This is a genomic window from Agrobacterium vacciniicorymbosi (assembly GCF_040427045.1).
Classification (GTDB): Bacteria; Pseudomonadota; Alphaproteobacteria; order Rhizobiales; family Rhizobiaceae; genus Agrobacterium.
The window spans coordinates 133423-158859 of the sequence record NZ_JBETMF010000008.1 but is presented as its reverse complement, the minus strand read 5'-3'; the positions used below and the strand labels follow the sequence as shown (position 1 = coordinate 158859).

At 58.0% G+C, this 25437-nt stretch carries 29 protein-coding genes; 18 read left to right on the top strand and 11 right to left on the bottom strand.

The window, feature by feature from the left end:
* Both trhA and ABUK73_RS14365 read left to right on the top strand, forming a co-directional pair.
* Window positions 1-669 carry a PAQR family membrane homeostasis protein TrhA gene (trhA, locus tag ABUK73_RS14370; protein ID WP_353577872.1) on the top strand — a complete coding sequence of 223 codons (669 nt, stop codon included), beginning with the start codon at window positions 1-3 and terminating at the stop codon, window positions 667-669.
* A gap of 84 nt (window positions 670-753) precedes the next feature.
* On the top strand, window positions 754-1257 hold the full coding sequence (locus ABUK73_RS14365; RefSeq protein ID WP_353577871.1) for a GNAT family N-acetyltransferase: 504 nt from the start codon (window positions 754-756) through the stop codon (window positions 1255-1257).
* Here ABUK73_RS14365 and ftrA read toward each other — a convergent pair.
* On the bottom strand, window positions 1238-2239 hold the full coding sequence (ftrA, locus tag ABUK73_RS14360; protein ID WP_353577964.1) for a transcriptional regulator FtrA: 1002 nt from the start codon (window positions 2237-2239) through the stop codon (window positions 1238-1240). The two genes, ABUK73_RS14365 and ftrA, sit on opposite strands and share 20 nt — an antisense overlap.
* Window positions 2240-2327: 88 nt before the next feature.
* Here ftrA and ABUK73_RS14355 point away from each other — a divergent pair, with 88 nt between their 5' ends.
* Window positions 2328-2738: a rhodanese-like domain-containing protein gene (locus tag ABUK73_RS14355; RefSeq protein WP_353577870.1), complete on the top strand. Its 411-nt coding sequence runs from the start codon at window positions 2328-2330 to the stop codon at window positions 2736-2738.
* A 72-nt stretch (window positions 2739-2810) separates the two neighbouring features.
* Here the strand turns inward: ABUK73_RS14355 and msrB are convergent, their stop codons facing one another.
* Window positions 2811-3221: a peptide-methionine (R)-S-oxide reductase MsrB gene (gene msrB, locus ABUK73_RS14350; RefSeq protein ID WP_113089825.1), complete on the bottom strand. Its 411-nt coding sequence runs from the start codon at window positions 3219-3221 to the stop codon at window positions 2811-2813.
* A 188-nt stretch (window positions 3222-3409) separates the two neighbouring features.
* On the opposite strand from msrB, the gene ABUK73_RS14345 reads away from it, so the two are divergent.
* From ABUK73_RS14345 to ABUK73_RS14310, 8 genes are all read left to right on the top strand, one after another.
* The gene (locus tag ABUK73_RS14345) at window positions 3410-5761 is read left to right on the top strand and encodes a putative monovalent cation/H+ antiporter subunit A (protein WP_353577869.1); all 2352 of its coding nucleotides are present in this window, start codon (window positions 3410-3412) and stop codon (window positions 5759-5761) included.
* Window positions 5758-6177 (top strand): Na(+)/H(+) antiporter subunit B, encoded by a 420-nt coding sequence (locus ABUK73_RS14340; protein WP_353577868.1) that lies wholly within the window; start codon window positions 5758-5760, stop codon window positions 6175-6177. The genes ABUK73_RS14345 and ABUK73_RS14340 overlap by 4 nt, the downstream gene beginning before the upstream one ends.
* Entirely contained in the window at window positions 6177-6554 is a 378-nt protein-coding gene (locus ABUK73_RS14335; RefSeq protein WP_353577867.1) for a Na+/H+ antiporter subunit C, read from the top strand. Before ABUK73_RS14340 ends, ABUK73_RS14335 begins: the two co-directional genes overlap by 1 nt.
* An 18-nt stretch (window positions 6555-6572) precedes the next feature.
* Window positions 6573-8135, top strand: a complete 1563-nt coding sequence (locus tag ABUK73_RS14330; protein ID WP_353577866.1) for a Na+/H+ antiporter subunit D — start codon at window positions 6573-6575, stop codon at window positions 8133-8135.
* Window positions 8132-8611 carry a Na+/H+ antiporter subunit E gene (locus ABUK73_RS14325; protein ID WP_353577865.1) on the top strand — a complete coding sequence of 160 codons (480 nt, stop codon included), beginning with the start codon at window positions 8132-8134 and terminating at the stop codon, window positions 8609-8611. Before ABUK73_RS14330 ends, ABUK73_RS14325 begins: the two co-directional genes overlap by 4 nt.
* Window positions 8608-8997 (top strand): cation:proton antiporter, encoded by a 390-nt coding sequence (locus ABUK73_RS14320; RefSeq protein ID WP_353577864.1) that lies wholly within the window; start codon window positions 8608-8610, stop codon window positions 8995-8997. The genes ABUK73_RS14325 and ABUK73_RS14320 overlap by 4 nt, the downstream gene beginning before the upstream one ends.
* Complete coding sequence (mnhG, locus tag ABUK73_RS14315; protein ID WP_113089832.1) at window positions 8994-9335, top strand: monovalent cation/H(+) antiporter subunit G; 342 nt, start codon at window positions 8994-8996, stop codon at window positions 9333-9335. The genes ABUK73_RS14320 and mnhG overlap by 4 nt, the downstream gene beginning before the upstream one ends.
* 420 nt (window positions 9336-9755) lie before the next feature.
* A complete protein-coding gene (locus tag ABUK73_RS14310; RefSeq protein WP_113089833.1) occupies window positions 9756-10184 on the top strand; it encodes a MucR family transcriptional regulator in 429 nt (142 codons plus the stop codon).
* 132 nt (window positions 10185-10316) lie between these two features.
* Here ABUK73_RS14310 and ABUK73_RS14305 read toward each other — a convergent pair whose 3' ends face one another.
* Complete coding sequence (locus ABUK73_RS14305; protein ID WP_353577863.1) at window positions 10317-11138, bottom strand: MurR/RpiR family transcriptional regulator; 822 nt, start codon at window positions 11136-11138, stop codon at window positions 10317-10319.
* A 317-nt stretch (window positions 11139-11455) separates the two neighbouring features.
* Between ABUK73_RS14305 and ABUK73_RS14300 the strand changes: the two genes are divergently transcribed.
* Entirely contained in the window at window positions 11456-12181 is a 726-nt protein-coding gene (locus tag ABUK73_RS14300) for a sulfate transporter family protein (RefSeq protein ID WP_353577862.1), read from the top strand.
* Here ABUK73_RS14300 and nth read toward each other — a convergent pair.
* Window positions 12155-12925: an endonuclease III gene (gene nth, locus ABUK73_RS14295; RefSeq protein WP_353577861.1), complete on the bottom strand. Its 771-nt coding sequence runs from the start codon at window positions 12923-12925 to the stop codon at window positions 12155-12157. The two genes, ABUK73_RS14300 and nth, sit on opposite strands and share 27 nt — an antisense overlap.
* Window positions 12926-12961: 36 nt before the next feature.
* Between nth and ABUK73_RS14290 the strand changes: the two genes are divergently transcribed.
* Entirely contained in the window at window positions 12962-13444 is a 483-nt protein-coding gene (locus ABUK73_RS14290) for a DUF2244 domain-containing protein (RefSeq protein ID WP_454892373.1), read from the top strand.
* Between the two features lie 71 nt (window positions 13445-13515).
* Window positions 13516-14388: a bifunctional helix-turn-helix domain-containing protein/methylated-DNA--[protein]-cysteine S-methyltransferase gene (locus ABUK73_RS14285; protein ID WP_353577860.1), complete on the top strand. Its 873-nt coding sequence runs from the start codon at window positions 13516-13518 to the stop codon at window positions 14386-14388.
* A 488-nt stretch (window positions 14389-14876) separates the two neighbouring features.
* On the opposite strand, the gene ABUK73_RS14280 is transcribed toward ABUK73_RS14285, so the two are convergent.
* Window positions 14877-15854 (bottom strand): sugar-binding transcriptional regulator, encoded by a 978-nt coding sequence (locus ABUK73_RS14280; protein ID WP_353577859.1) that lies wholly within the window; start codon window positions 15852-15854, stop codon window positions 14877-14879.
* Window positions 15855-16054: 200 nt separating this feature from the next.
* On the opposite strand from ABUK73_RS14280, the gene tal reads away from it, so the two are divergent.
* Window positions 16055-17011: a transaldolase gene (gene tal, locus ABUK73_RS14275; protein WP_353577858.1), complete on the top strand. Its 957-nt coding sequence runs from the start codon at window positions 16055-16057 to the stop codon at window positions 17009-17011.
* A gap of 92 nt (window positions 17012-17103) precedes the next feature.
* Here tal and ABUK73_RS14270 read toward each other — a convergent pair whose 3' ends face one another.
* Window positions 17104-17868 carry an IclR family transcriptional regulator gene (locus ABUK73_RS14270; RefSeq protein WP_353577962.1) on the bottom strand — a complete coding sequence of 255 codons (765 nt, stop codon included), beginning with the start codon at window positions 17866-17868 and terminating at the stop codon, window positions 17104-17106.
* 146 nt (window positions 17869-18014) lie between these two features.
* On the opposite strand from ABUK73_RS14270, the gene ABUK73_RS14265 reads away from it, so the two are divergent.
* Window positions 18015-18746 (top strand): SDR family oxidoreductase, encoded by a 732-nt coding sequence (locus tag ABUK73_RS14265; protein ID WP_353577857.1) that lies wholly within the window; start codon window positions 18015-18017, stop codon window positions 18744-18746.
* A 199-nt stretch (window positions 18747-18945) separates the two neighbouring features.
* Here ABUK73_RS14265 and ABUK73_RS14260 read toward each other — a convergent pair whose 3' ends face one another.
* The 5 genes from ABUK73_RS14260 to ABUK73_RS14240 form a co-directional block, all read right to left on the bottom strand.
* Window positions 18946-19119, bottom strand: a complete 174-nt coding sequence (locus ABUK73_RS14260) for a DUF1328 domain-containing protein (protein ID WP_353577856.1) — start codon at window positions 19117-19119, stop codon at window positions 18946-18948.
* Between the two features lie 128 nt (window positions 19120-19247).
* The gene (locus tag ABUK73_RS14255) at window positions 19248-20099 is read right to left on the bottom strand and encodes a metal ABC transporter permease (RefSeq protein WP_353577855.1); all 852 of its coding nucleotides are present in this window, start codon (window positions 20097-20099) and stop codon (window positions 19248-19250) included.
* Window positions 20096-20956, bottom strand: a complete 861-nt coding sequence (locus ABUK73_RS14250) for a metal ABC transporter permease (RefSeq protein WP_353577854.1) — start codon at window positions 20954-20956, stop codon at window positions 20096-20098. Before ABUK73_RS14250 ends, ABUK73_RS14255 begins: the two co-directional genes overlap by 4 nt.
* Window positions 20949-21836 carry a manganese/iron ABC transporter ATP-binding protein gene (locus tag ABUK73_RS14245; protein WP_454892377.1) on the bottom strand — a complete coding sequence of 296 codons (888 nt, stop codon included), beginning with the start codon at window positions 21834-21836 and terminating at the stop codon, window positions 20949-20951. Before ABUK73_RS14245 ends, ABUK73_RS14250 begins: the two co-directional genes overlap by 8 nt.
* On the bottom strand, window positions 21836-22726 hold the full coding sequence (locus tag ABUK73_RS14240; RefSeq protein WP_353577853.1) for a metal ABC transporter substrate-binding protein: 891 nt from the start codon (window positions 22724-22726) through the stop codon (window positions 21836-21838). The genes ABUK73_RS14245 and ABUK73_RS14240 overlap by 1 nt, the downstream gene beginning before the upstream one ends.
* Window positions 22727-23070: 344 nt before the next feature.
* On the opposite strand from ABUK73_RS14240, the gene ABUK73_RS14235 reads away from it, so the two are divergent.
* Window positions 23071-24030, top strand: a complete 960-nt coding sequence (locus tag ABUK73_RS14235; RefSeq protein WP_353577960.1) for a hypothetical protein — start codon at window positions 23071-23073, stop codon at window positions 24028-24030.
* Window positions 24031-24557: 527 nt separating this feature from the next.
* Entirely contained in the window at window positions 24558-25190 is a 633-nt protein-coding gene (locus ABUK73_RS14230; RefSeq protein ID WP_353577852.1) for an NAD(P)H-dependent oxidoreductase, read from the top strand.
* Window positions 25191-25437: the final 247 nt, after the last annotated feature.

Genomic DNA, 25437 nt, shown 5'->3' with positions numbered 1-25437 from the left:
ATGAGTGAACTTTGGCGCTTTGGACGCCGCTATGATCTTCCTGAAATCGTGGCCGATGGTATTGTGCATGGCGTGGGCATCGTCTTTGCGCTGATTGGTGCCACCGCGCTGATTTTCTACGTCACGCTCTGGGGCAGTCTCAGCGCCATTGCAGCCGTCTGGGTCTATGCATTCGGCCTCGTCCTGTGCCTATCCATATCGTTCACCTACAACATCTGGCCGCATTCCAATGTGAAATGGTATCTGCGGCGGCTGGATCATTCCGGCATATTCATTCTCATTGCCGCCACCTACACGCCCATCCTGCAACGCGGCATCGAAGATCCGTTCATCGCCGTCACCCTGTTTGGCATATGGGTCGCCGCCATCTCGGGCATTCTTCTGAAATGCTTCTTCCCCGGCCGGTTCGATCGCCTGACCATTCTGCTTTATCTCGCCATGGGCTGGAGCGGTGTGATGGTGGCAGATCGCCTGTCCTACCACCTGCCGCCCGTCAGCCTGTGGCTCATCGTCATCGGCGGCATCGTTTATTCCATGGGTGTCATCTTCCATGTGTGGGAACGCCTGCGGTTCCAGAATGCCATCTGGCACGGCTTTGTCGTGGTGGCCGCCGCCGTGCATTACACCGCCGTCATGACCAGCTTCAGCATGACCCCGATCACGGCTTGAAATCTGGCACTGCTTAAAACCGCTACACAGTTTCGCGACTTGGTTTATGTTGGTCGTGAAATTGATTTGCAGCGGATATCAGGCATGACCATCGAACTACGCGACGCCACCGTCGACGATCTTCCCGGCATCATGGAGATTTATAACGACGCGGTGTTGAACACGACCGCCATCTGGAACGAGATTCTCGTCGATCTGGATAATCGCAAGGAGTGGTTCAAGGCCCGTAAGGATCGCGGCTTTCCGGTCATTGTCGCTATCAAGGATGGAGCCGTTGCCGGATACGCCTCCTACGGAGACTGGCGCGCTTTCGATGGTTACCGCCACACCCGCGAACATTCCATTTATGTCCACAAGAATGCCCGGGGTTTAGGCCTCGGCAGGCAGTTGATGCAGGCGCTGATCGATCACGCCAAAACCAACGACGTCCACGTCCTCATCGGCGCCATCGAATCCGAAAACACCGCCTCCATCCGCCTCCACGAAGCCATGGGTTTCCGTGTTGCAGGCCAGTTTTCCGAGGTTGGAAAGAAGTTCGGTCGTTGGCTGGACCTGACCTGCATGGAGCTCAAGCTTCCAGCGGCGTGAGGTTTCTCGCTCCAAACCGTTCGCGGTAGGCTGCAGGTGTGGTGGAAAACTGCTGGCGGAAGTGGTGACGCAGATTGGCGGCACTGCCTAGCCCGCTGGTTTCCGCAATGGCCTCTATGCCAAGCCGGGATGTTTCCAGCAGGTCTTTGGCCTTGGAAAGCCGTTGCAGGAGGAGCCATTTGGCGGGCGTCGTCCCAGTCGCGGCTTCGAACCGGCGCAGGAATGTGCGGCTGCTCATGCCAGCGATGCCCGCCAGCCGCGCAACGGTATAATCCTCCGTCAGTCGCGCCTGCACGGCATCCAGCAGCGGGCCAAGCCGCGCCTTCTCATGCGGTTCGGGAACGGCCTTGTCGATGAATTGTGCCTGTCCGCCATCGCGGTGCGGCACCACGACAAGCCGTCGCGCCACCATATTGGCAGCCTTGGTGCCGAAATCGCGGCGGATCAGATGCAGGCAGAGGTCTATGCCCGCCGCACTTCCAGCCGCCGTCAGCACGGTGCCGCCATCCACGTAGAGCACGTCAGGCAACACCTCGATCTCGCTGAATTGCGTTTTGAGGCTGTCGGTATAGCGCCAATGAGTGGTGGCCTGCCTGCCATTCAAGAGACCTGCCGCCGCCAGCACGAAGACGCCGGAACAGAGCGACAGAACCCGCGCGCCATTCTCATGTGCTTTGCGCAAGGCCATGCACAGAGCCTCCGGTACCGGTTCATGAATGCCACGCCAGCCCGGCACGATGATGGTGCCCGCCTGCTCAAGCAAATCCAGCCCCCCATCCGTTACGAAACGCAGGCCACCCACGGCCCGCATCTCACCCTCATCCACGGCGGCCACGGCAAAGCGATACCAGTCCTCTCCCATTTCCGGGCGCGTCAGACCGAAGATTTCGACGGCAACGCCGAACTCGAACGTGCAAAGCCCGTCATAGGCGAGAGCAACGACAAGGCGGTTGGGCGCGGGGGCTTTCTGCGGTTTTGGCATGATGTTTACGATATATGGCAATCATGCCATCTGCCAGTCTTTTTATGTGCGGCGTAAAGTTCGGCTATAACCCTGAAAGGAAAAGCCCATGAGCTACGTATCGGACATTCCCGCCGCACCGTCACAGGTCGTCATCGACCATTTCACACGTCGGCTCTCGGTCGAGACGGATTGCGCGGATGTGTCAGCGTCCATCAAAAAGGGAGAGCAGGATTTCGTTCTCCTGCATGTCGTCGGGTCTGCGGAAACCTTCGCCCGCAAGCATATCCCCGGCGCCATTCATCTGCGTCACGCGGATATCACCGCAGACCGCATGGCGCAGTGGCCGGACGATACGCTGTTCGTGGTCTATTGCGCCGGACCTCACTGCAATGGTGCCGATCAGGCCGCGTTGAAGCTCGCACGTTTGGGGCGACCAGTGAAAATCATGATCGGCGGGATCACGGGATGGGAGGATGAGGGATTTGCGTTTGCCTCCGGTGAGGCTGAGGCGGCGTGATCGCATCGCCAACATCAAAAGCCACGCCATCCGTGAGGGTGACGTGGCTCTGTTCATCTGTCTACGAGACGCTCAATCCTGAGCTTCGAACACCATCGAGTGGCCATTGATGCAGTAACGCAGGCCTGTCGGTGGAGGGCCGTCGGGGAAGACGTGGCCAAGGTGGCCGCCGCAATTGGCGCAGCGGATTTCCGTGCGCACCATGCCGAAGGCGTTGTCGCGATGTTCGGTCACCGCATCGGCTTTCACCGGTTCGAAATAGCTCGGCCAGCCGCACCCGGCATCGAATTTCGTGTCCGAGATGAACAAAGGCTCATCGCAGGCGGCGCAGCGGTAGAGGCCTTTTTCGGTGCTGTTCCAATAGGGACCAGTAAAAGGGCGCTCCGTGCCGTGTTCGCGCAGAATGTGAAACTGCTCGGGCGTCAGCTCCTCGCGCCATTGTGCATCGGACTTGGTGATTTTGGGTGATTTGAGATCGCTCATCAGGAGATCCTTTCGTTTGTCCCCAAGATAGTGTCTCGGCTTCCCTGTTAAAAGAGCATGCGGCTTTAACAGGGGATAAAGACCTTGTTATCGTCTGCGCAATCGAAAAGAGTTGAGGCATATGTCGCCTTGCCCTAATTGAGAAACAACAAAACAAGGCCGCAAAAGCGGCGGGGCTGGGAGACGAGATGATTGCCAATGTCACGCTGTTGACATTTATCGTGCTGTTTTTGCCGTTCATCACGGCACTATGCGCGCCCCTGGCCGTCGCGAAACTGGGCTCCAATGCTGCCTGGCTGCTGGCGCTCGCACCCGCTTTGGCCTTCGCCCATTTCCTCGGTTTCATTCCGGCAATCGTGGCAGGTGAGGTCGTCACCGGCGGTTATATCTGGGTGCCCAGCTTCAATCTCAGCTTTTCCTGGTTCATCGACGGTCTGTCTCTCACCTTTGCGCTGCTCATCACCGGCATCGGCACGCTGATCGTGCTATATGCGGGCGGTTACATGAAGGGCCATCCGCAGCAAGGGCGGTTCATGGCCTTTCTGCTGCTGTTTATGGGCGCGATGCTGGGCGTGGTTGTGTCGGACAGTCTTCTGATGCTGTTCGTCTATTGGGAATTGACATCGATCACCTCTTTCCTGCTGATCGGCTTCGATCACCGGCGCGAAGCCTCGCGCCGTGCCGCCTTGCAGGCCTTGGTGGTGACGGGTGGCGGCGGGCTGGCGCTTTTGGCAGGCCTCATCTTCATCTGGAACATCAGCGGCACGACACAGCTTTCTCTTTTGGTGCATGGTAATGACGTGCTGCGCCAGAGCCCCTTCTACTTCGCCACGCTGCTTTTGGTGCTGGGCGGAGCCTTCACCAAATCGGCGCAGTTTCCGTTCCACTTCTGGCTACCCAACGCCATGGAAGCGCCGACCCCGGTCTCGGCCTATCTGCATTCCGCCACCATGGTCAAAGCTGGCGTCTACCTGCTGATGCGGCTCAACCCGGTCATGGGCGAAACGGCGGCATGGGAAATCCTGCTGCCTTTCTTCGGCGGGCTGACAATGCTGACCGGCGCATTCCTTGCCATCCGCCAGACCGATCTCAAGCTGATGCTGGCCTATACGACCGTCTCGTCGCTCGGCCTGCTGGTCATGCTCACGGGCTTCGGCACTGAACATGCCATCGAGGCGGCGGTGCTGTATCTTGTGGCGCATTCGCTGTTCAAGGGCGCGCTGTTCATGGTCGCAGGCATCATCGATCACGAGGCGGGAACGCGGGATGTGACGAAGCTGGGCGGTCTGCGAAAGGCCATGCCCATTACCTTTATCGCGGCCATGGCTGCGGCCATTTCCATGGCGGGTCTGCCGCCATTCCTCGGTTTTCTGGCCAAGGAAGAAATCTATTATGCGCTGGCGCATGCCAATCCGCGCGCCATTCTCTTCACCGGCATCGCCATCATCGGCAATGCACTGATGCTGGCTATTGCCTTTGCCGTGGCGCTGAAACCCTTTGTCGGCAAACTGAAGAACACTCCGAAACACGCCCATGAAGGCCCGGTTCTGCTGTGGCTCGGCCCCGCCGTGCTGTCACTGTGCGGTCTTCTTGCCGCGCTGTTCTCAGGCACGTTTCACGCAGGCATCTCCACACCCATGGCTTCCGCCATCGCGGGCGAAAGCCGTGGCGTGGAGATGTCGCTGATCCCGCATATCGGCATTCCCCTGGCGCTCTCGCTCTTCACCGTGGCGCTCGGCGTGATGGTTTATACGAGGCTCGCTACCGCGCGCCACCTCATGGACCGCTCGCTGGCTGCCGCCGGGCCGGGACCGGACAAGGCCTTCGATGCTGCCATTTCCGGCCTCGTCAAACTGTCCTTCCATGTCACGCGCATCATCCAGCCGGGCAGGCTGGAATTTTACGTCACCGCCACCTTCGCCATCATCGCGCTGGTTCTGCTGGTGCCGCTGTTTGCCTATGGTGAATTGCCGTCCTTGCCCGCCTGGCGAGCTGATATCCAGCTGCACGAACTCACCTTCATCGTCATTGCCATCATCGGCCTCATTGCGGTGCTGACGGCGGCCAGCCGGCTTACGGCCATCGTCGCGCTCGGCATTCAGGGCTTTGCCGTCGCCGTGCTGTTCCTGCTGTTTGGCGCGCCGGATTTGTCGTTCACCCAGTTCATGGTGGAAACGCTCTCCGTCGTTATTTTCACGCTGGTCATGACCCGCCTACGCCTCTCGCCTTCCGATCACCGCAGCCTGCGCCAGAAACTGCTGGATGGCACCATTGCCCTTGCCTGTGGCACGGGCTTCGCCCTACTGCTGCTGAAGTCCACCCAGCAAACCTTCAATACCAGCCTCAGCGATTTCTTCGGCGCCTATTCCAAGCTTATTGCCCACGGAAACAATGTGGTAAATGTCATCATCGTGGATTTCCGCGGCACCGATACGCTGGGCGAAATAGCGGTGGTGATGATCACCGGTCTTGCGATTCTGGCTCTCATCCGCATTCGCTCGAAGCCCGCGACGCGGACTGACAAGGAGGGCAGGGCATGAACACGCTCATCTTCCGCACCGTCGCGCCTGTCATCACCAGCCTCATGCTGCTGTTTTCCATCTTCGTGCTGCTGCGTGGCCATAACGAACCCGGCGGTGGTTTCATTGGTGGGTTGATCGCGGTCTCGGCGCTCGCCGTTTATGGCATTGCCTTCGGGGTGGAAACCGTGCGCCGCGCCATCGTCTTTCATCCGCTGTCGATTGCCGGTTTCGGCCTGCTGCTCGCGACGCTGTCGGGCGTGATATCCGTCTTTTTCGGCGTGCCGTTCATGACCGGGCTTTGGGTCTATCCCAGCCTTGCTGGCGTGGAAGTGCCACTGGCCACCGTCATTTCCTTCGATATCGGCGTCTATCTTGTCGTGGTCGGCGGCTTCACATCCATTGCCCTGGCATTGGAAGAAAGGGAGCGCGACTGATGGAAGCGGTTTTCTCTGTCCTCGTCGGCATATTCTTCACCGTGGCGATCTATCTCATGCTGTCGCGCCACAGCGTGCGCCTGCTGCTGGGCATTGCCATCCTCGGCAATGCCGTCAATCTGCTGCTCTTTACTGCAGGCAGGCTGACGCGCGAAGTGCCGCCCATCATCGGCGCAGGGGAAGATGTGCTGGCGGCCAATACGGCCAATCCGCTGCCGCAGGCGCTCATCCTCACGGCCATCGTTATTTCCTTCTGCTTTTTCTGCTTCCTCGCCGTTCTGGTCTGGCGGGCGTTTCAGGAATTGAAAACCGACGACACGAACGAGATGCGCGCCGCAGAACCGCCGCGCGAACCGCTTCCGCCTGTCGGTTATTGAGAAACGGATCAGACACATATGGCCGCCTCCGCGTCTCCCTCCATCGATCTGACCGTCGCACTCGTCATGCAGCCCACGGCGCTCGCCGATTGGCTGATCGTGGCCCCCGTCGCGCTCTGCATCAGCGTCGGCGCGATCCTGATGATGGTGCGTCACTCCACCCGCCTTCACGCTGGCATCGCCATCTTCGGCCTGTTTCTGCTGGTCGTCATCGATGCTGCGCTGCTGTGGAAGGTGGCAACGCACGGCCCCTTCACCATGGTCATGGGCCGCTGGCTTCCGCCCTTCGGCATTGCCTTCACGGCGGATTTAACCGGAGCCGCCCTCGCATTGGCCGGTGCCATCGCCGCCCTTGCCTGCGCCCTGCATGCCAGCGCGGATGTGGACGACAGTGGTAGGCGCTACGGCTTTTATCCGTTTCTGATGCTGCTCATGGCCGGTGTCAGCGGCGCGTTTCTGACTGGTGATATCTTCAACCTTTATGTCTGGTTTGAAGTCCTGCTGATCTCCTCCTTCGGCCTCATCGTGCTGGGCTCAACGAAGGAACAGATTGATGGTGCGCTGAAATATGCGGTGCTCAACCTCATCGGCACCACGCTGTTTCTGATCGCGGTCGGCTATCTCTATTCCGTCACGGGCACGCTCAACATGGCCGATATCGCCGGACGTGTGACGGCGGCTGACAGCGAAGCGCCGTTGATGACGCTCGCCGCACTCTTCACGCTCGCCTTCGCCATGAAGGCAGCGGCCTTCCCCGTCAATTTCTGGCTGCCCGCATCTTACCACACGCCTAAAATCGTCGTGTCTGCACTGTTTGGCGGCCTGCTGACCAAGGTCGGCATCTACGCACTGCTGCGCGTCATGATCATGCTGTTCCCGGTGCAGCGGGACGAATTGAGCTTTGTCATCGCCATTGTCGCGGCGCTGACCATGATCCTCGGTGCCATGGGCGCACTGTCGCAAAACGATCTCAGGCGCATGCTGGGTTATGTCGTCATTTCCGGCATCGGCACCATGCTCGCAGGCGTCGCCATCGGCTCGCCCTCTGCCGTGGGCGGTGTCGTCTTCTATGCACTGAATTCCGTGGTGCTGATGACGGCACTTTATCTCATCATCGGCCACGCCGCCCGCATCGGCGGTGCCTGGACTTTGTCGGATTTGAGTGGCCTCTACACCAGGGCGCCCTGGGTTTCCGCCATGGCGCTGGCGCTGTTTTTCGCGGGCTCCGGCCTGCCGCCATTCTCCGGCTTCTGGCCCAAGGCGATGCTGACCAAATCCGCCATCGATATCGGCGCATGGTGGCTGGCCGCATCCATCCTCGTCTCCGGCTTTCTCTGCACCATCGCCTTTGCCCGTGTCTTCCTGCTCTGCTTCTGGCGTCCGTCGCCCGCGGGCATGAGGGCAGTCGCAGCGGTCGCCAACCCGCCGAGCCTTGCACCCGTCGTGGCGTTGACGATCCTCGTCATCGGCGTTGGCCTGTTTCCCGAACAGGTCATGAAGCTCAGTCAGCAGGCGGCTGATGGTCTGGCCGACCCGACCGCCTATATCCGCTCCGTCTTTCCGGGAGGAGCCACCAGATGAGCCACTATATCCTCGGCGCACTGTTCACTCTCATCTGGCTCGCCATCTCAGGCAGCTATACAATTCCTAACCTGCTCTTTGGCATGGTGGTCGCAGCCCTGTCGCTTGGCGTGATTCGTCATCAGGGGGCGCAAACCACCACGTCCTTCCGGCGCATTCCGGCCATTCTCTCTCTCGCACTTCTCTTCCTCAAGGAACTGGCGCTTTCCGCCTGGACCGTCGCCATGCTCGTCATCACGCCGAAGTTGGAGTTGAAGCCGGGAATATTCGCCTATCCGCTGACGGTAAAAACCGATTTCGAGATCACCCTTCTCGCCAATCTCATCACGCTCACCCCCGGCACGCTGTCAGTGGATGTCTCGCCAGACCGGACAACGCTCTTCGTTCACGCGCTGGATTGCGCTGATGTGGAGGCGACCAAGCGGTCGATTGCCGATGGTTTCGAGCGCAAGATCATGGAGGCATTTGGCAGATGACGCCTGAAACGCTGATTTCCGCCGCCACGATTGTCGCCACCGCCATTCTCTCCGTCGCGTTCCTGCTCACGGTCTATCGCGTGGTGGTTGGGCCGACGCTGCCGGACAGGGTGGTGGCGCTGGACATGCTGGTTGGCATCGCCATCGGCTTTCTCGCCGTCATCGCCATCCGCACTGGCTTTGATCTTTATGTGGATATTGCCATCGCCCTTTGCCTCGTCGGCTTTCTCGCGACGGTTGCGTTCGCCCGCTTCATTCTGTCCAGAACGGCTGAGCCGGGACAACGAAAAAAACAGGTGCTGGACGGCACGGATGTCCTGCCCAAAGTTGCTAAGCCGCAGGGCGTGAAGCCGAAGAAAAAGACAGGGAGGAAATCTCGCAAATGAGCTGGGTTGTCGCCATTCCGGTTGCATTGCTGGTCGTCGCAGGTGCGTTGTTTTCCCTCACCGCCGCCATCGGTATCAACCGTTTCCCCGATCTCTATACTCGCATGCATGCCGCTTCCAAAGCGGGAACAGTGGGGTCGGGACTTCTTCTTCTTGGTGTGGGCCTCAATTCACTTGAGATTTCTATTTTTGCGCGTTCTTTGGCTGGATTTTGTTTTGTTGTTTTGACTGCCCCAGTATCTGCACATTTGCTTGCCAAAGCTGCACATCAGGTCGGTTATCGCTTGTCACCGATAAGCGTAATAGATGAGCTGGAAGCAGACCCTAAGTTGAACTGACGTTACTGTACCTTTGTTAACTTATGTAAATTTCCGACATACATTCTTATTTTGTTACCTGTGATTTTTTATAGGTAGAATAAGCTGTCTCTGCTCTGAATTATTCCAAAATAATAATTGGACTTTTTTTGGTTTGGTGCTATCCACGACAGGTAAAGTAGATGATGTTGATTTGCGTCCTGCGTTATTGAAAGTCCGGTTAGGCATTTTACTGATGGCTAATCTAGTTCTGATGTAGAATATCCGGACATCTGTTTCGTTTTACGCAGTTGCTGCAAGAAGTTTCTTCCCCATCTGTATAGGTCAGCAAGGGGAGTTGATCTTGCCGCAAACGCAGATCAGTGGGCTTGGGGTTAACTTCGTTTCACTGGCAAACGGGCTGGACCGATGCTGGTGGAGACATGAACAGGAGACATGTAAATGACGGAAACTACATACGGCGGCGCTCAGGATCTGCTTGTCGAGCTGACTGCGGATATCGTTGCTGCCTATGTTAGCCACCACGTCGTTCCGGTTACGGAGCTTCCCGGCCTTATTTCCGATGTGCATACGGCACTCAGTGGTACTTCTGCCCCAGTGGTAGCCGCAGTGAATGTCGAAAAGCAGAAACCTGCGGTTTCTGTTCGCAAGTCGGTTCAGGATGATCAGATCATCTGCCTGGAATGTGGCGGTTCGTTCAAGTCGCTCAAGCGTCATTTGACAACACATCACAGCATCACTCCGGAAGAATACCGCGAAAAGTGGGATCTGCCGGTGGATTACCCAATGGTTGCCCCTGCCTATGCAGAAGCGCGCTCGCGCCTCGCCAAGGAAATGGGCCTCGGCCAGCGCCGCAAGTCCGGCCGCTGATTGTACCGAACAGAAATGCAAAAAAGCCGGTCCCTGGGGCCGGCTTTTTTATGTCTGTCATCTGGTGGAAACAATCGCTTGCTAGGACTGTAACAGTCCGCAAGATGTGGGGTCAGTGACCCCGTCCAGCCATCAAGCGTTCAGCGCGCGCTGCATGTCGCCAATGCGGCGGTAGCGGTCTCGGCGGCTGTTTTCGCCCTTTTGGGACAGCGAATGCAGCATGAATTCGGTGATTGCCACCAGCTGCAACATGCTGTGCCCACCATTCTGGCCAAGCGGAATCGTCAGGCAAATGTCAGCGCTATCAGGACCCCACTCGTAAAAGCGGGTGGTGATAAGAACGGTCTTGTAACCGGCCTTCATCGCCATTTTTGCCAGACGCTGCAAAGCGGCAAGATTGCCACCGCAATCCATCAGAATGAGCAATGTGCCTTCCACCGGCTCATCCATCAGCGCGATATAGCTTGAGCCATCGCGTTGCAGGTAATGCACGCGTTCGCGACATTCCAGAAGCTTGGTGTAGAAGTAACGGCAGATGCCGAAACCTTCTGCCGACGATGCGACGAAGACTTCCTTGCTTTCGGCAATATTGCCGAGCGCGGTCTTCCAGACGGATTGACCGGCCAGGTCATAGACTGCCTGAACCGCCTGAATCTGCTGCAGCATCAGCGAAGACAAGGGTGTCTGCGGTGCTTCCGGCGCTGCGGCGGGTGCCGCTTCCGGCACCTGTGCTTCGTCGCGCAGATGTTCGCGAATATCGCTAAGTTGGCGATAACCCAGCGAACGGAGAAAACGGCCGACCGTCATCGGGCTAAGGCTCAGTTTCTCGGCCAGCGTGGCTGCGGTCTCAAACGGCAATTCTGCCAGATGTTCGATCAGATATTTCGCGATTCGCCGTTCCGACGGTGTGCCGGTCTTGAGCGAGCGGGTGAGATCAATCAGCAATTTTTCCAACGACGCCTCTTATTTTTGTCTTTAGCGGACGATGGTACTCGAGCGAGGTTTCTCGCTGCCATTCGTGACGACTAGGTTGTACAAAAGGCCAAGTGACATTTCGTTGATCCCCACGACGACGAAAATATACGACTTTTTGCCTGTTTGTTTTTATAGTTTAGTGGTTGCTTTTCTTCAAGCACAAAATAGCCGGTTGTGTTTTTTTCTTGTATTTAACACGGGTCATTTCTTGTTACGGGTCGCAGAACGCCCTATTTGCCAGCTCTGACGGATGCTTTCTCGATCCACGCTAAATTGGCCTAAATGGAGGCGACTCAATGATTTTTGACGCTGCGCGGCATGCTTTCAGCAATCTTTTTGCGCCCGAAACACGCTCGGTGTTCTGGAAGTCTCTTGGGCTGACGATTTTGGTGCTGATTGGGCTCTGGTTTGCCATTCGCAGCGTTTTTATCTGGCTGGCATTGCCGTGGCTTGATTCGCTCGTTCCCGGCATGCCGGAATGGGCGGGCTGGATGAGCTTCGTTTTTGCCATCCTCGCTGGCATCGGGCTGGCGCTGGCGCTCGCCTTGTTGATCTCGCCGGTCACGGCCATCATCGCTGGTCTGTTTCTGGACGATGTCGCAGAGGTCGTTGAAAAAAAGGACTACCCCAACGACCCTAGGGGCACCGCCATGCCGCTGACGGAAGCCATCCCGTCATCGCTGAAATTCTTCGGGGTCATCATCGTCGGCAACGTCATTGCGCTATTGCTGCTACTCGTACCCGGCGTCAATCTCATCGCGTTTTTTCTGGTCAACGGCTATTTGCTGGGGCGGGAATTCTTTGAATTTGCCGCCATGCGGTTCCGGCCTGTGGCGGAAGCGCGGGCGTTTCGCGCAAAGCATGGCACGAAGGTTTTCATGGCCGGTCTGGTGATTGCGGCATTCCTCGCCATCCCCTTTCTCAACCTGCTGACGCCGCTCTTTGCCGCATCGCTGATGGTGCATCTGCACAAATCCATCAGCCGTCGCGATCCGTCATTCACCCACCAGCTGGGCCGGTAGTTCCACCAGCGGGGCGGGAATATCCCAGGTCTTTTCCGGGGATTTGCAGATATCGGCAATCACGCAGCGCTCGCATTCCGGCTTGCGCGCCTTGCAGCAGTATCGCCCGTGCAGGATCAGCCAGTGATGCGCGTGGAACAGATATTCGTCGGGAATGATCTTCACCAGCCGCTCTTCCACTTCGTCCGGGGTTTTCCCCGGTGCCAGACAGAGCCGGTTGGCAATGCGAAACACATGTGTATCGACCGCCAGCGTCGGAATACCGAAGGCCATGGACATCACCACATTGGCGGTCTTGCGCCCCACGCCCGGCAGCTTGATCAGCTCTTCGCGCGTGCGCGGCACCTCGCCACCGAAATCGTCGATCAGCATCTGCGATAGCGCAATGACGTTTTTTGCCTTGTTGCGGTAAAGGCCGATGGTCTTGATGTAGCCGATCAGCCGCTCCTCGCCCAAATCCAGCATCTTTCGCGGCGTATCGGCCACCGCAAACAGGCCGCGCGTCGCCCGGTTGACGCCGACATCGGTGGCCTGAGCCGATAGAGCGACCGCAACCACCAGCGTAAACGGGTTGGAATGCTCTAGTTCACCCTTCGGCTCTGGCCGCTGAATGGAGAAGCGGCGGAAAATTTCCTTCAGCTCATCCTGCGAATAGAGCGTTTTGACGCGTACCTGCTTGCGACGCGCTGTCGGATTTGACTTTTTCAACGTTTGGGCGCTGGATCGTTTCTTGATGATTGTCATGGTCAAACTGTGTTTCGCGCTATTGAGGACAGCAAGGTGGACAGCGTTAACGAGCAGCCAGTTTTTGCAGCGGAACTTGTTCCCCATCGCTCCCTCGGACGCAAGGGATTTCGTGTTCTCCTAGCGCTTACGGGTGCCGTCTGCCTTCTCTACGGCGTCTTTTTCATGGTCACTGGCGCATGGCCCATCGGCCTGTTTCTGGGGCTCGATTTCCTCCTCCTCTATGTCGCCTTCCGGGTGAACTACCGGGCTGCGAAGGCGCGGGAGGAAGTCACGGTGTCGCGCACCAATCTCTCCATTCGCAAATTTTCTCCAGCTGGCCGTATGGTCGAGCATCGCTTCAACCCGTTCTGGGCGCGCTTCCGGGTCAATCGGCACGAGGAAATCGGTATTCTCTCCATGTATGTCTCAGGCGAGGGGCGCACGACGGATATCGGCTCCTTCCTCAACCCGGATGATCGCGAAAGCTTCGCCAAGGCGTTTCGCGGGGCACTGGCTACGGTGCGGCAAAGAATCTAGCTGCAACAGGCAAGAAACGGGTGGAGATGGACGGCGCGGCGTGGTTTCTTGCGTCTTCAAGGAGATACGCCATGAACGCCAATATCATGCTGAAGGAAGACATCACCCCCATCGGTTCGGATTACGAGACCGTGCGACGGGTCATAGAAATCCTGACGGTGGAATACCGCGATCAGCCGTCACTCGAAACCATTGCCGCCAAGCTTTCGCAATCGCCCACGCAACTGCAAAAGACCTTCACTCGCTGGGCCGGCCTGTCGCCCAAGGCCTTTCTTCAGGCCGTTACGCTGGATCACGCCAAGCGCCTGCTGCGTGATGAGAGCCTGCCGCTTCTGGAAGCCTCCATCGAGGTCGGCATGTCCGGCCCCGGTCGCCTGCACGACCTCTTCGTCACCCACGAAGCCATGTCGCCGGGTGAGTGGAAGGCCAAGGGTTCCGGCCTCTTCATCCGCTACGGATTTCACCCGTCGCCCTTCGGTCTGGCCCTCATCATGATCACGGATCGCGGGCTGGCAGGTTGTGCCTTTGCCGATCCGGGCGAAGAAAAAGCCTGTTTCGAAGACATGGCACGCCGCTGGCCGAATGCGGATTATTCGCAGGACAGCGCCGCCACCGCGCCCTATGCGTCGCGCATTTTCGATGCGGACAAATGGAAAAGCGAACAGCCCCTGCGCGTCGTTCTGCTCGGTACGGATTTTCAGGTGCGCGTCTGGCAGAGCCTCCTGAAAATCCCGCTCGGCAAAGCCGTCACCTATTCCCACGTCGCCCACGACATCGGCCAGCCCACCGCCTCGCGCGCTGTCGGCGCCGCCATCGGCGCCAACCCCATCTCCTTCGTCGTCCCCTGCCACCGGGCAGTGGGCAAAAGCGGTGCGTTGACGGGGTATCACTGGGGGCTGACGCGCAAGCGCGCGATGCTGGGGTGGGAGACGGGGAAGGTTTGATACCCTCCGCCATGCCGGGCTTGACCCACTGCTGTCCGGTTTGAATATGCAGATGCGGCATACAGCATTGATTGCGCCTCGTTTTTGGCACTCTGCATCGGTTAGGACGCAGAAGTGTAGCGCTGGATATGGAGTGGCACAGTACCAAACTCACCACCGTCATACCGGCCTTGAGCCGGTATCCAGTCAGACCAAATCCTTGGTCTGAAAACTTTCCTAGCCGCGCAGACGCGCGTCAGCTGGACCCCGGCTCAAGGCCGGGGTGACGGCGGTGGGCTTCTTTCCGCCGAACGACCCTCCTACTTAACCCGACAGTAGTGGGCTTGACCCGGCATCCAGTGACCTGACTGCTGTAAAGTCAAAGACTCTTTCGCACCGCAGACGCGGTGCTGCTAGACCCCGCATCGAGCGCGGGGTGACGGAGGTTGGGAAGTGCCTCATCCCAATTAAGCGTCCAGTTAGCATCGCCCGCTCGTTCAGTGGCTGCCTTATGCCGCATGAAACTCCAACAAAGCCCGCGCCGCCGCTTCATCCGTAATCAGCGTATTACACCCAATGCGTTTGATGGTCGCCCGGATGGCCGTAGCGCGGTGGGCGCCGCCGGAGGCGAGAACGATGTGTTTGGCCTTCTTCAGCGTGTCCAAGCCAATCGCCATGGCGCGCTGGTTGATGGGATGGTCGACGGAGCGTCCATCGGCGTCGATGAAGTTGAACATGGTGTCGCAGACGCAGCCTGCCGCCACCAGTTCGTCATGGGTCTGTTTGGAAATGAAACCTTCCGAGAGCGAGGTGGAATGCGGCCCGATATCGCCGCAGCTGACGATGGCGAGGTCGAGATTTTCGGCCAGTTCGAACAGAGTGTTCAGCCCGCATTTTTCGATCAGCGCGCGCCGTGTCTCCTCGGAATCCACCAGCAGCGGCGCAAGGAACATGTAGCATTCCGCCCCCAGCGCGCTGGCCAGTCGCCATGTGTAATCCAGCGGGTTGGTCTGATGCACGGCGACGATGCCGCCCAGAAGCGAGACGACCTTGCAGTTTTCTCGGCGTGGCGGGCGGAAGCTGGAGAGGGATGCGGTCATGGTACGGCCCCAGCCGACGCCGATGGTGGCATTGTCAGGCACGGCTTCCGAAAGAAACTGCCCGAGTGCGAGACCCACGGCTTTGGCGATGTCCTGCGCCTTCGATGATGCGGAGGGGATGATGATTGCCTCATCCAGCCCGTAGGCACCCTCCAGCTTGATGGCCAGTTCAACGAGGTCTTCGATGCCCTCATTGATCCAGATCTGCACCTCGGAGCGCTTCATGGCTTCGTCCAACAGGCGGATGACGGTGGAGCGGCTGATGCCGAGTTTCTCCGCCACATCCTTCTGCGTCATGCCCTGATTGTAGTACAGCCACGCCGCCCGCAGCCGCAGGGATGCCGCTTCCGAATAGGCTGTGTGAGTGTCTCTTCGCAGTTTTGCCACTGTTTTTGCCATAATTTCACTGAAAGGCGAGTATGGCCGCTGTGAAACTTATGTCAATTGCATTGCGCAAATGTCTTGACTTTGCGCTTTGCACCGCGCGATACTCCCACCATCGAAAACATCCGGTTTCATTGTCGCGCCCGCGTGTGGAACGGAACCCGGCTGAAGCAGTTTTCAAGAGATCACGAGGATCAAACGGCATGACGTCCAAACTTGACCAACTCCGCAAAATCACAACGGTTGTTGCCGATACCGGCGACATCGAGGCGGTCGCGCGCCTGAAGCCGGTGGATTGCACCACCAACCCGTCGATCATCTTGAAGGCGCTCGGCACGCCGATGTTTGCCGATACGGTCAAGGAAGCCGTTTCCTGGGGTAAAAAGCAGGGTGGTGATTCCGATGCCGTGGTTGGCGCGATTGCCGACCGTCTGGCGATTTCTGTCGGTGCAAAGCTCGTCGAACTCGTTCCGGGTCGCGTCTCGACCGAAGTTGATGCCGACCTTTCCTTCGATACCAAGGCGTCCATTGCCAAGGCGCATCAGATCATCGCGGCCTATAAGGAACGCGGTATCGAGCGTGACCGCATTCTCATCAAGCTTGCCTCCACATGGGAAGGCATCAAGGCTGCCGAAGTGCTGCAGGGCGAAGGCATCGATTGCAATCTGACGCTGCTGTTCTCGCAGGCTCAGGCCATTGCCTGTGCGGAAGCCAAAGCCTTCCTCATTTCGCCTTTCGTCGGTCGTATTCTCGACTGGTACAAGAAGTCCACGGGCGAAGATTACACAGCGGAAACCGATCCGGGCGTCGTTTCGGTTCGCAAAATTTACAATTATTACAAGGCCAACGGCATCTCAACCGTGGTCATGGGCGCGTCCTTCCGCAATGTTGGCGAGATCGAAGCGCTGGCCGGTTGCGACCGCCTGACCATCAGCCCGGCGCTGCTGGAAGAGCTGGACAAGGACACAGGCACGCTGGAGCGCAAGCTCTCTGCCGACGATGCCAAGGCTGAGCCTTTGCAGTCTCTCGATGAGAAGGCCTTCCGCTGGCACCTCAACGAAGATGCCATGGCAACGGAAAAGCTGTCGGAAGGTATTCGCCAGTTCGCCAAGGATCTCGAATCCCTGCGCGGTATCATTCGCAAGCAACTGGCCGCTTAAAGAATTCTGGAACCTTCGCGATAGTTGCTCGTTATTAAAGTATAATACCTCCAGTCAAGAAAACGCGATCGGTCCCCTGCCGGTCGCGTTTTTTATTGTCCGGCGGCAATCTCGGAGATTTGTCGCGCGGCCTCACGAATGAGGTCGACGCAGTCCTCAGCGCTCGGCGCATCGCTGTTGAGCGGGGTGATGTAGGGGCAGGTTATGGCAGCCAGCGCAGTGCCATCAAGCGTCAGAACCGGCGCAGAGATGTTTCTGATACCGGCAGTCTGCAAACTGTTCATGCTCTCGAAGCCATTGGTCTTGATCTGCTCCAGACGCTCCAGCAACCCGTCGGGCAGGGACGTCTCGTCGCCACGGAGCTGCTCGGCAATCATGATCTCCCGTTGCGCCTCGGTCTGGAACGACAGCAGAATATGGCCGGAGCCGGTGTTGAACAGGCTCATCTGCGCCCCGACACGGATCGACAAGGCCCAATAGGTCGAGGAATCCTGCTGGGCAATCACTGCCACCACGCCGCGATCATAGACGGCCAGATGGCAGGCTTGCCGCGCCTTGTTGGAGAAATCCCGCATGACGGGCGCGGCAAAGGACACCAGCCTGCGCAGCGGTGCGTGAAAATGCGCGAGGCCGAAGAGTTTCAGCGTCAGAAAAAACCGGTCGCCATCCTGCCGCTGCACGTAGCCACGCCGCACCAGCCGGTCCAGCATGCGGTAGAACTCGTTCGGGCTTTTGCCGATGGCCTTGGCAATTTCCACCTGCGTCAAGCCGCCATCGGTGCTGGCCAGAAGCTCGAGAATGTCGAGACCCTTGTCGAGCGCGGGCGCGCGGTATTTCTCACTGTCGTCTTCGATCATCCGGCCTCTGCGTCGGTAGCGGGCGGGCAGGTGGTCTGCCATCCCGTTCAAGTTCACTTGACGTCATATAAATACACTGTTTACATATGAATTGTCGATCCATATTCGATTTTAGGGCGCGTTTCACGCGCGGGAGGAGCTTAGATATGGCGCAGGATTTCAGTGGCCAGACAGTTGTCATCACCGCCGCAGGGCAGGGCATTGGCCGTGCAACGGCGGAGCGCTTCATCGGCCTCGGCGCACGCGTCATCGCAACCGACATCAACGAGGCGGCCCTCGCCACGCTGAACAATGCCGAAACCCGCGTGTTGAACGTGCTAGACGGCGATGCGGTAAAAGCCTTGGCGGCAGATATCGGCCGCGCCGATGTGCTGTTCAATTGCGCGGGCTTCGTCCATGCTGGCACCATTCTGGACTGCGAAGAAAAAGACTGGGATTTCTCCTTCGATCTCAACGCCAAGGCCATGTACCGCACCTGCCGCGCGTTTCTTCCCGCCATGCTGGAACACGGCAAGGGCGCAATCGTCAATATGTCCTCGGTCGCTTCCAGCGTGAAGGGCGTGCCGAACCGCTTCGCCTACACCGCCTCGAAAGCCGCCGTCATCGGCCTCACGAAATCAGTAGCCTCGGACTTCGTCACCAAGGGCATTCGCTGCAACGCCATCTGCCCCGGCACGGTCGATAGCCCCTCCCTGCACGACCGCCTGCGCGCCACCGGCAATTACGAGCAGGCACTGGCCGACTTCATCGCCCGCCAACCCATGGGCCGCATTGCGACCCCGGAAGAGATTGCGGCGTTGGTTACCTATCTTGCTTCTGATGAGGCGGGTTTCACGACCGGGCAGATCCATGTGATCGATGGAGGCTGGACGGCTTAGGCGCATTTCAATTTCTCCGTCATTCCGGCCTTGAGCCGGAATCCAGTCAGCCCAAGTCCTTGGGCTGAAAAGACTCTTTTGACCTGACAGACGTCAGGTCGCTAGACCCCGCATCAAGTGCGGGGTGACGGAAGAGCAGAACACAAACGAAAAAACGGCGGGCCTTTCGACCCGCCGTTTTCCAATTCTAGCAGTCCTATCAGAGGATCGCCTGACCAGCCATAAGTGCAAGCACGACGAAGATCAGGAACACGACCACGGCGATAAAGAACAGAATACGGGCGATGCCCGCGCTCGCCGCCGAGATTCCCGTAAAGCCGAAAACACCGGCAATCAGTGAGATAACGAAGAATATAAGAGCCCACTTCAACATGGCCGTACCTCTTTGCGTCAATTGATGCGGTCGAGCGCCCACGCTTCAACCTGCATATATGACGCTAAACCAGCACATGTAGTTCCGCAGATTCTGAAATAATCTTTTCAATTGCGGACAATTGGCTTTTACGCGGCCTTTTCCACCCGGTTGGCGGCGCGCGCCTTCACCGTGGTGCGTAAAAAGGCCAGAATGAAGAAGCCGCTCATGATGAGAACGATGGTCGGCGCAGGCGCGCTGTCGATCAGAAAACTGGCCCAGATACCGATGATGGAGGATGTCACCGAAACCGCGATGGCGGCGATCATCATGCTGGAAAAGCGGCGTGTCAGCAGGAAGGCAATCGCGCCGGGTGCCACCAGCATGGCGACGGATAAAATGATGCCGATGGCCTGCAAGGCACCCACCACCGTTAGCGACAGTACCGCCAGCAAGCCGTAATGGAGCAGGCGCACCGGCAGGCCGATGGCCTTGGCGTGCTGCGCATCGAAGGCGTGGACAAGAAGATCCTTGCGAAGCAGCACCAGAAACAGCGTCGCCGCCAGCGCAATCAGTCCTGTCTCGATGATATCACTGACAGCAACGCCCAGCATGTCGCCGAACAGAATATGGTCCAGATGCACATCGCTCTGCACCTTCACATAGAGAACCAGCCCCAGTCCGAACATGCCGGAAAAGACGATGCCAAGAACCGTGTCTTCCTTGATACGGCTGTTTTCTTTCAGAAATCCGGTGCCGAGAGCGCAGATCATGCCCGCAATGAATGCCCCGATGGAGAAGGGAATACCGACGATATAGGCGATGACAACGCCCGGCAGCACGGCGTGAGACACCGCATCGCCCATCAGCGACCAGCCCTTCAGCACGAGAATGCAAGAGAGCATCGCCATCGGCACCGCGATCATCAGCGTGATGACAAAGGCATATTGCATGAAGGGCAGTTGGAACGGCAGGATGGCCAGTTGCAGGTTCTCGCTCATGGCGTGGTTTCCAATGCAGCCTTGGCCTTGGCGCGGGAGGCGAGATAGCCGTGCTTGGGCGCAAAGACGAAAGCGGTCAGGAAGATCAGTGTCTGCAACACCACGATAATGCCGCCGGTCGCGCCATCCAGGAAGTAGCTGAGGTAAGCGCCAACGAAGCTGGTGCCTGCGCCAATGCCGAAGCTCATGCCGATCAGTCGCTCGAAGCGGTCGGTCAGAAGATAGGCCGTGGCACCCGGCGTTACCACCATGGCAACAACCAGAAACGCACCAACGGTCTGCAAGGCGGCAACGGTGGAGGCGGCCAGCAGGGTGAAGAAGATGATTTTCAGCAGATCGGGGTTCAGGCCCACGGTACGGGCATGGTTTTCATCGAAAAACACCACCATGAAATCCCGCCATTTCACCGCCAGCACCAGCAGACTGATGCCGCCGATCAGCGCCAGCTGGATCGTATCTTCGGTGGTAATCGCCAGAATATTGCCGAGCACAATGGTCTGGATGTTGATCGATGTCGGCGACAGCGACACCATGAACAGGCCAAGACCGAAAAACGAGGTGAAGATCAGGCCGATGATCGCGTCTTCCTTCAAACGGGTTTTCTGGTTCAGAAACAGCATCGACCCAGCCGCCAGCCCGCCGGAAATGAAAGCGCCGAGCGAGAAGGGCAGGCCCAGCATATAGGCACCGGCCACGCCCGGCACGATGGCGTGGGACAGCGCATCGCCAATCAGCGACCAGCCCTTCAGCATCAGATAGGATGACAGAAAGCCGCAGACGCCGCCCACCAGCGCACTGACCCAGATGGCGTTCAGCATATAGGAATAGGTGAAAGGTTCGAGCAGAGTCTCAATCATGGCTCTTCGCTTTCGGGGTCGCGGTGGCCGTGCCATCCTTGCTGTAGATCACGAAGGGACGCTCATCATCGGTGATTACCTTCAGATGGCGCGGATCGGCGTCATCATGCAGATCGGTTCCACCCAGAATGAAGTGGCGCAGGCTGCCGCCAAAGGCTTTTTGCAGGTTCTCTTCGGTAAAGGTGTCTTCGGTCTTGCCCGAAGCGATGACCGTTCCCTTGACGAAGACAGCCCGGTCGCAGAACTCCGGCACGCTGCCGAGATTGTGGGTGGAAACCAGCATGATGCGGCCTTCGTCGCGCAGCGCCTTCAACAGCGTAACGATCTGTTCTTCGGTATTGACATCGACACCGGTAAACGGCTCGTCCAGCAAAATGACCTGGCCTTCCTGCGCCAAGGCGCGTGCCAGAAACACCCGCTTCTTCTGCCCGCCGGAGAGTTCGCCGATCTGGCGCTTGCGGTAATCCACCATGTTGACGCGGGCCAAGGCTTCATCGACCATCTGGTGGTCACGCTTGGTGGGAATCCGCAGGAAATTCATGTGACCGTAGCGGCCCATCATCACCACGTCTTCCACCAGAACGGGGAAGCTCCAGTCCACTTCTTCAGCCTGCGGCACATAGGCGACGAGGTTCTTTTTCAGCGCATCGCGGGCGGGTTGGTCGAAGATCGAAACGGCACCCGCCGCCAGCGGCACGAAGCCCATGATGGCCTTGAAGATGGTGGATTTGCCCGCGCCGTTAACGCCGACAAGCGCCGTAATCGTGCCGCGCGGAATGGAAAAGCTGGCGCTGCGCAGCGCCGTATGGCCATTGCGATAGGTCACGGTCACATCATCGACAGTCAGTCCTGTCTCGGCGCCCTTTCGCTTTCCCATCATCATTTGGACAGACCTTTCACGATTGTTTCCGTGGTCACGCGCAGAAGGTCGAGATAGGTCGGCACGGGACCATCCGCTTCGCTCAGCGAATCCACATAAAGAATGCCGCCATAGGCAGCCCCGGTTTCCTTGGCCACCTGCTTGGCAGGGTCGGGAGAAACAGTGCTTTCGCTGAAAATGACCTGAATATTGTGTTCGCGCATGGCGTCGATCACGCCGCGCACCTGCTGCGGGGTGCCCTGGCTGTCGGCATTGACGGGCCAGAGGAACAGTTCCTTCATGCCGAAATCACGCGCCAGATAGGAAAACGCGCCTTCGCTCGTCACCAGCCAGCGCTTATCTTCCGACAGGGCAGCGATGGCATCGCGCATCGGCTGTATTTCCTGTTTGATCTTGTCGGAATAGGCCTTGGCATTGGCCGCATAGAGATCGGCATGGGCGGGGTCGATCTGCGCCAGCGCCTTGCGAATGTTCTCGACATAGATGAGGGCATTGTCGGGAGACATCCAGGCATGCGGGTTCGGCTTGCCCTGATAGGCCCCGCCGCTGATCGACATCGGCTGTACGCCTTCGCTCACCGTCACATTCGGCACATCGGCAAGGTTGGCCAGAAATTTCTGGAACCACAATTCAAGGTTGAGACCATTCCACAAGACCAGATTGGCATTGCGGGCTTTGAGAATATCGCGCGGGGTGGGCTGGTAATTGTGAATTTCCGCACCGGGCTTGGTGATGCTGTCCACCTCTGCCGCGTCGCCCGCCACGTTGCGTGCCATATCCGCGATGATGGTGAAGGTGGTGACGACCTTCGGCTTCTCAGCAGCCGCTGCCGCGAAAGGCAGAAAAAGCGTTGCAACACAGAGGATGGAACGAAGCGCCAGTGATTTCATAAGACTATAAAACTCCTAATGCGATTAATTCGCAATATCAATTTGGGTCGAGATTTATTTTTTGTCAACGCTATTGCAAATCATTTGCAACAAAGATCGTTCCACCGCGCCCAAGCGATTTTTTCGCGGAGTCCAAAAATGGTTCAGTTGAGCATGTGGATTTTAGCGCGAGTTAAATCTTCTTCAACGAGAACACGTCAGAATTGATCTCTGCACGGACGCAGCTTTGCCTGCCCCGCGCTAAGTCATTTCGCAGTTCTGCTGCTTTGGCGATCTGCAGATGACGGGCATTGAACGGGGTAATGGATGTCGGGACGTTCGACTTGAAAGCAGTGTTCAAGAGAATACGGTTTTCTCGCAAGTTCGTATTGATTGGTAGCGGAATCCTCCTTCTCGGGGGAGCATCCGGCGTTGCCGCTATTGTCGTGGGCAAAGAACGCCTGTTCGGCCCCACCTACGCATCCGTCAACGGCCTTGAATGCAAGATGGTGCAGACCGTCAACATCAGGAAAAACGGCGCCGTCTGGATTCGCAAATTCATCCGCACTGATGGCGGTGATGGCACGGAGCGGGTGAAAACCGCGCTGCGCGTGGCCAAAGCCGTTTATGACAAGCAAAAGCCAGATCTGGTGCAGGTTTCCGTTCTTGATGAACACGGCCCCACCATGCGCTCGGATATGCGCGGTCGTGCCATTGCCGCACAGGTCGTTTTCATTCCCGACGTGAAGAAGCTGCCGGAAGACGCCGACGCCAAGACCTACTCCGCCTTTTATTATGATGGTGTGCCCAACGGCGATGGCCTCTTTTACGGTTTGAGAATCGATCTCCCGCTGGAAGATACCGAACAGCTCTCCGCCAGCCTCAAAGACTTTACAGATTGCAGCGACCCAGCCGCTGAAGCCCCTGCTGACGCGCATGGTTCTGCTGCAAAGGGTCACGAAAAATCCGGTGGGCATGGAGAAAGCGGCGGCCATGGCGACAGCGGTGGTCACGGCGAAGCCGCACCGGCAGAAGCCGAACATGGCAGCCCGGCACCGGAAGCTGCCCATGATGGCGGACATAATGGCGAGCCTTCCGCAGAAGGCGGCCACTCCGCGCCCGATGATCCGCAGCTTCTCACCTCAACACCTGAGCATGATAGCGGTAGCATATTCAGCTTCGCTTATATTAAGTCGCTGATCTTCGGAAAGGGCTCGACCGTCGCTGTCGCGGCAGAACCGGCGCACGAAGCACCAGCCGATGCTCCGCCTGCCCATACGCCAGCCGTGACAGAGCCGGCAGAGGCTGCCAAGCCCGAACATTGATCATCGAGGCTACCAGCACCGCCTCCATCTTTTCGATTTAGTTGCCTTTTCTCTCATCTTGAACGGCATGAAAAAATTTTAAAATTTTTTTGTCCACACGCTTTTGGCCTGCCGCATAATGCGGGTGCTTTCGAAGCAAAGGGGTGCAACGCGCGGCACTCTTGCGGTTCGAAGGCCGGTATCGACAAGCGGTCACTTAACAAAAGGGCCGTTTCCGTGGACCCACCTCTTGCCACTGGCCAGGCAAGAGACCGGGCGTTCCGATAGGTATCGTGAAAGTGCCATTACATCAGGTCCGGCAAATGCAAGACCTTACCCATACCAGCCAATGCAACACGCATTTGCCGGGCATTCGTCATCCCTCCGGTTCGCTTTTCGAAAAAGCGGGCCGGAGAGGATTTTGCGTGGTTACTTCCCTGTGCCTTCTTGTGTGCACCGCAACATGACCTATCTGTGTGGGGTTTTGTGCTGGACCCGGCGCGGCGCATGCGTGCCATGTCCTAGGGTCTGCCCCCAAGGAGATTGCTATGCTGATCGAGAAATTGAACTGGCGTTATGCCACCAAGAAAATGGACCCGTCCAAGTCCGTGTCGCAGGACAAGGTAGACCGCATCGTCGAAGCGGCCCGTCTGGCGCCGACATCGAGCGGCCTGCAGCCCTTCGAAATCATCGTCGTCACCAACCCGGAAACCCGCGCCAAGATTCAGGAAATTTCCTGGAATCAGGCGCAGGTCACGGAAGGTTCGCACCTTCTGGTGTTTGCCGCCTGGGACAACTACACCGCAGACCGCATCAACCACATGTTCGATCTGACGAATGACGAACGCGGCTTCAAGAACGAAGGCTGGGAAAAATATCGCCAGTCGCTGCTGTCGTCCTATCCGCAGCGTGACGCGCAGGTCAATTTCGAACACGCCGCCCGTCAGGCCTATATCGGCTTCGGCATGGCCGTTGCGCAGGCTGCTTTCGAAGGTGTGGACTCCACGCCGATGGAAGGTTTCGACCCTGCCAAGCTGGATGAAATCCTCGGCCTGCGTGAAAAGGGCCTGCGTTCCGTGACCATCCTGCCGCTGGGTTATCGCCAGCCAAAGGGTGACTGGCTCGTCAACCTCAAGAAGGTTCGCCGCCCGCTGGACCAGTTCGTCACCACGGTCGAGTGATTTTCCGATAAAATGAGGTCGATTTTTCCATCGCTCGCCGATAATTGAAAAATCATACCTATAAAATAGTATCGCAGACAGGCATGTTTGCGATACACAAAGGCCGATCCCGGCTTTCACCAAGGAAAGTTCAACGTAATGCTCCGGAACGTCTTCCGTTGTCGAATGTGCCAGTTGGTTGCATGAGCAAACGCGGCTAACCTTGCCGCCGGGTTTTCGACCAAACAGACACAGTCCGAAGAGCATT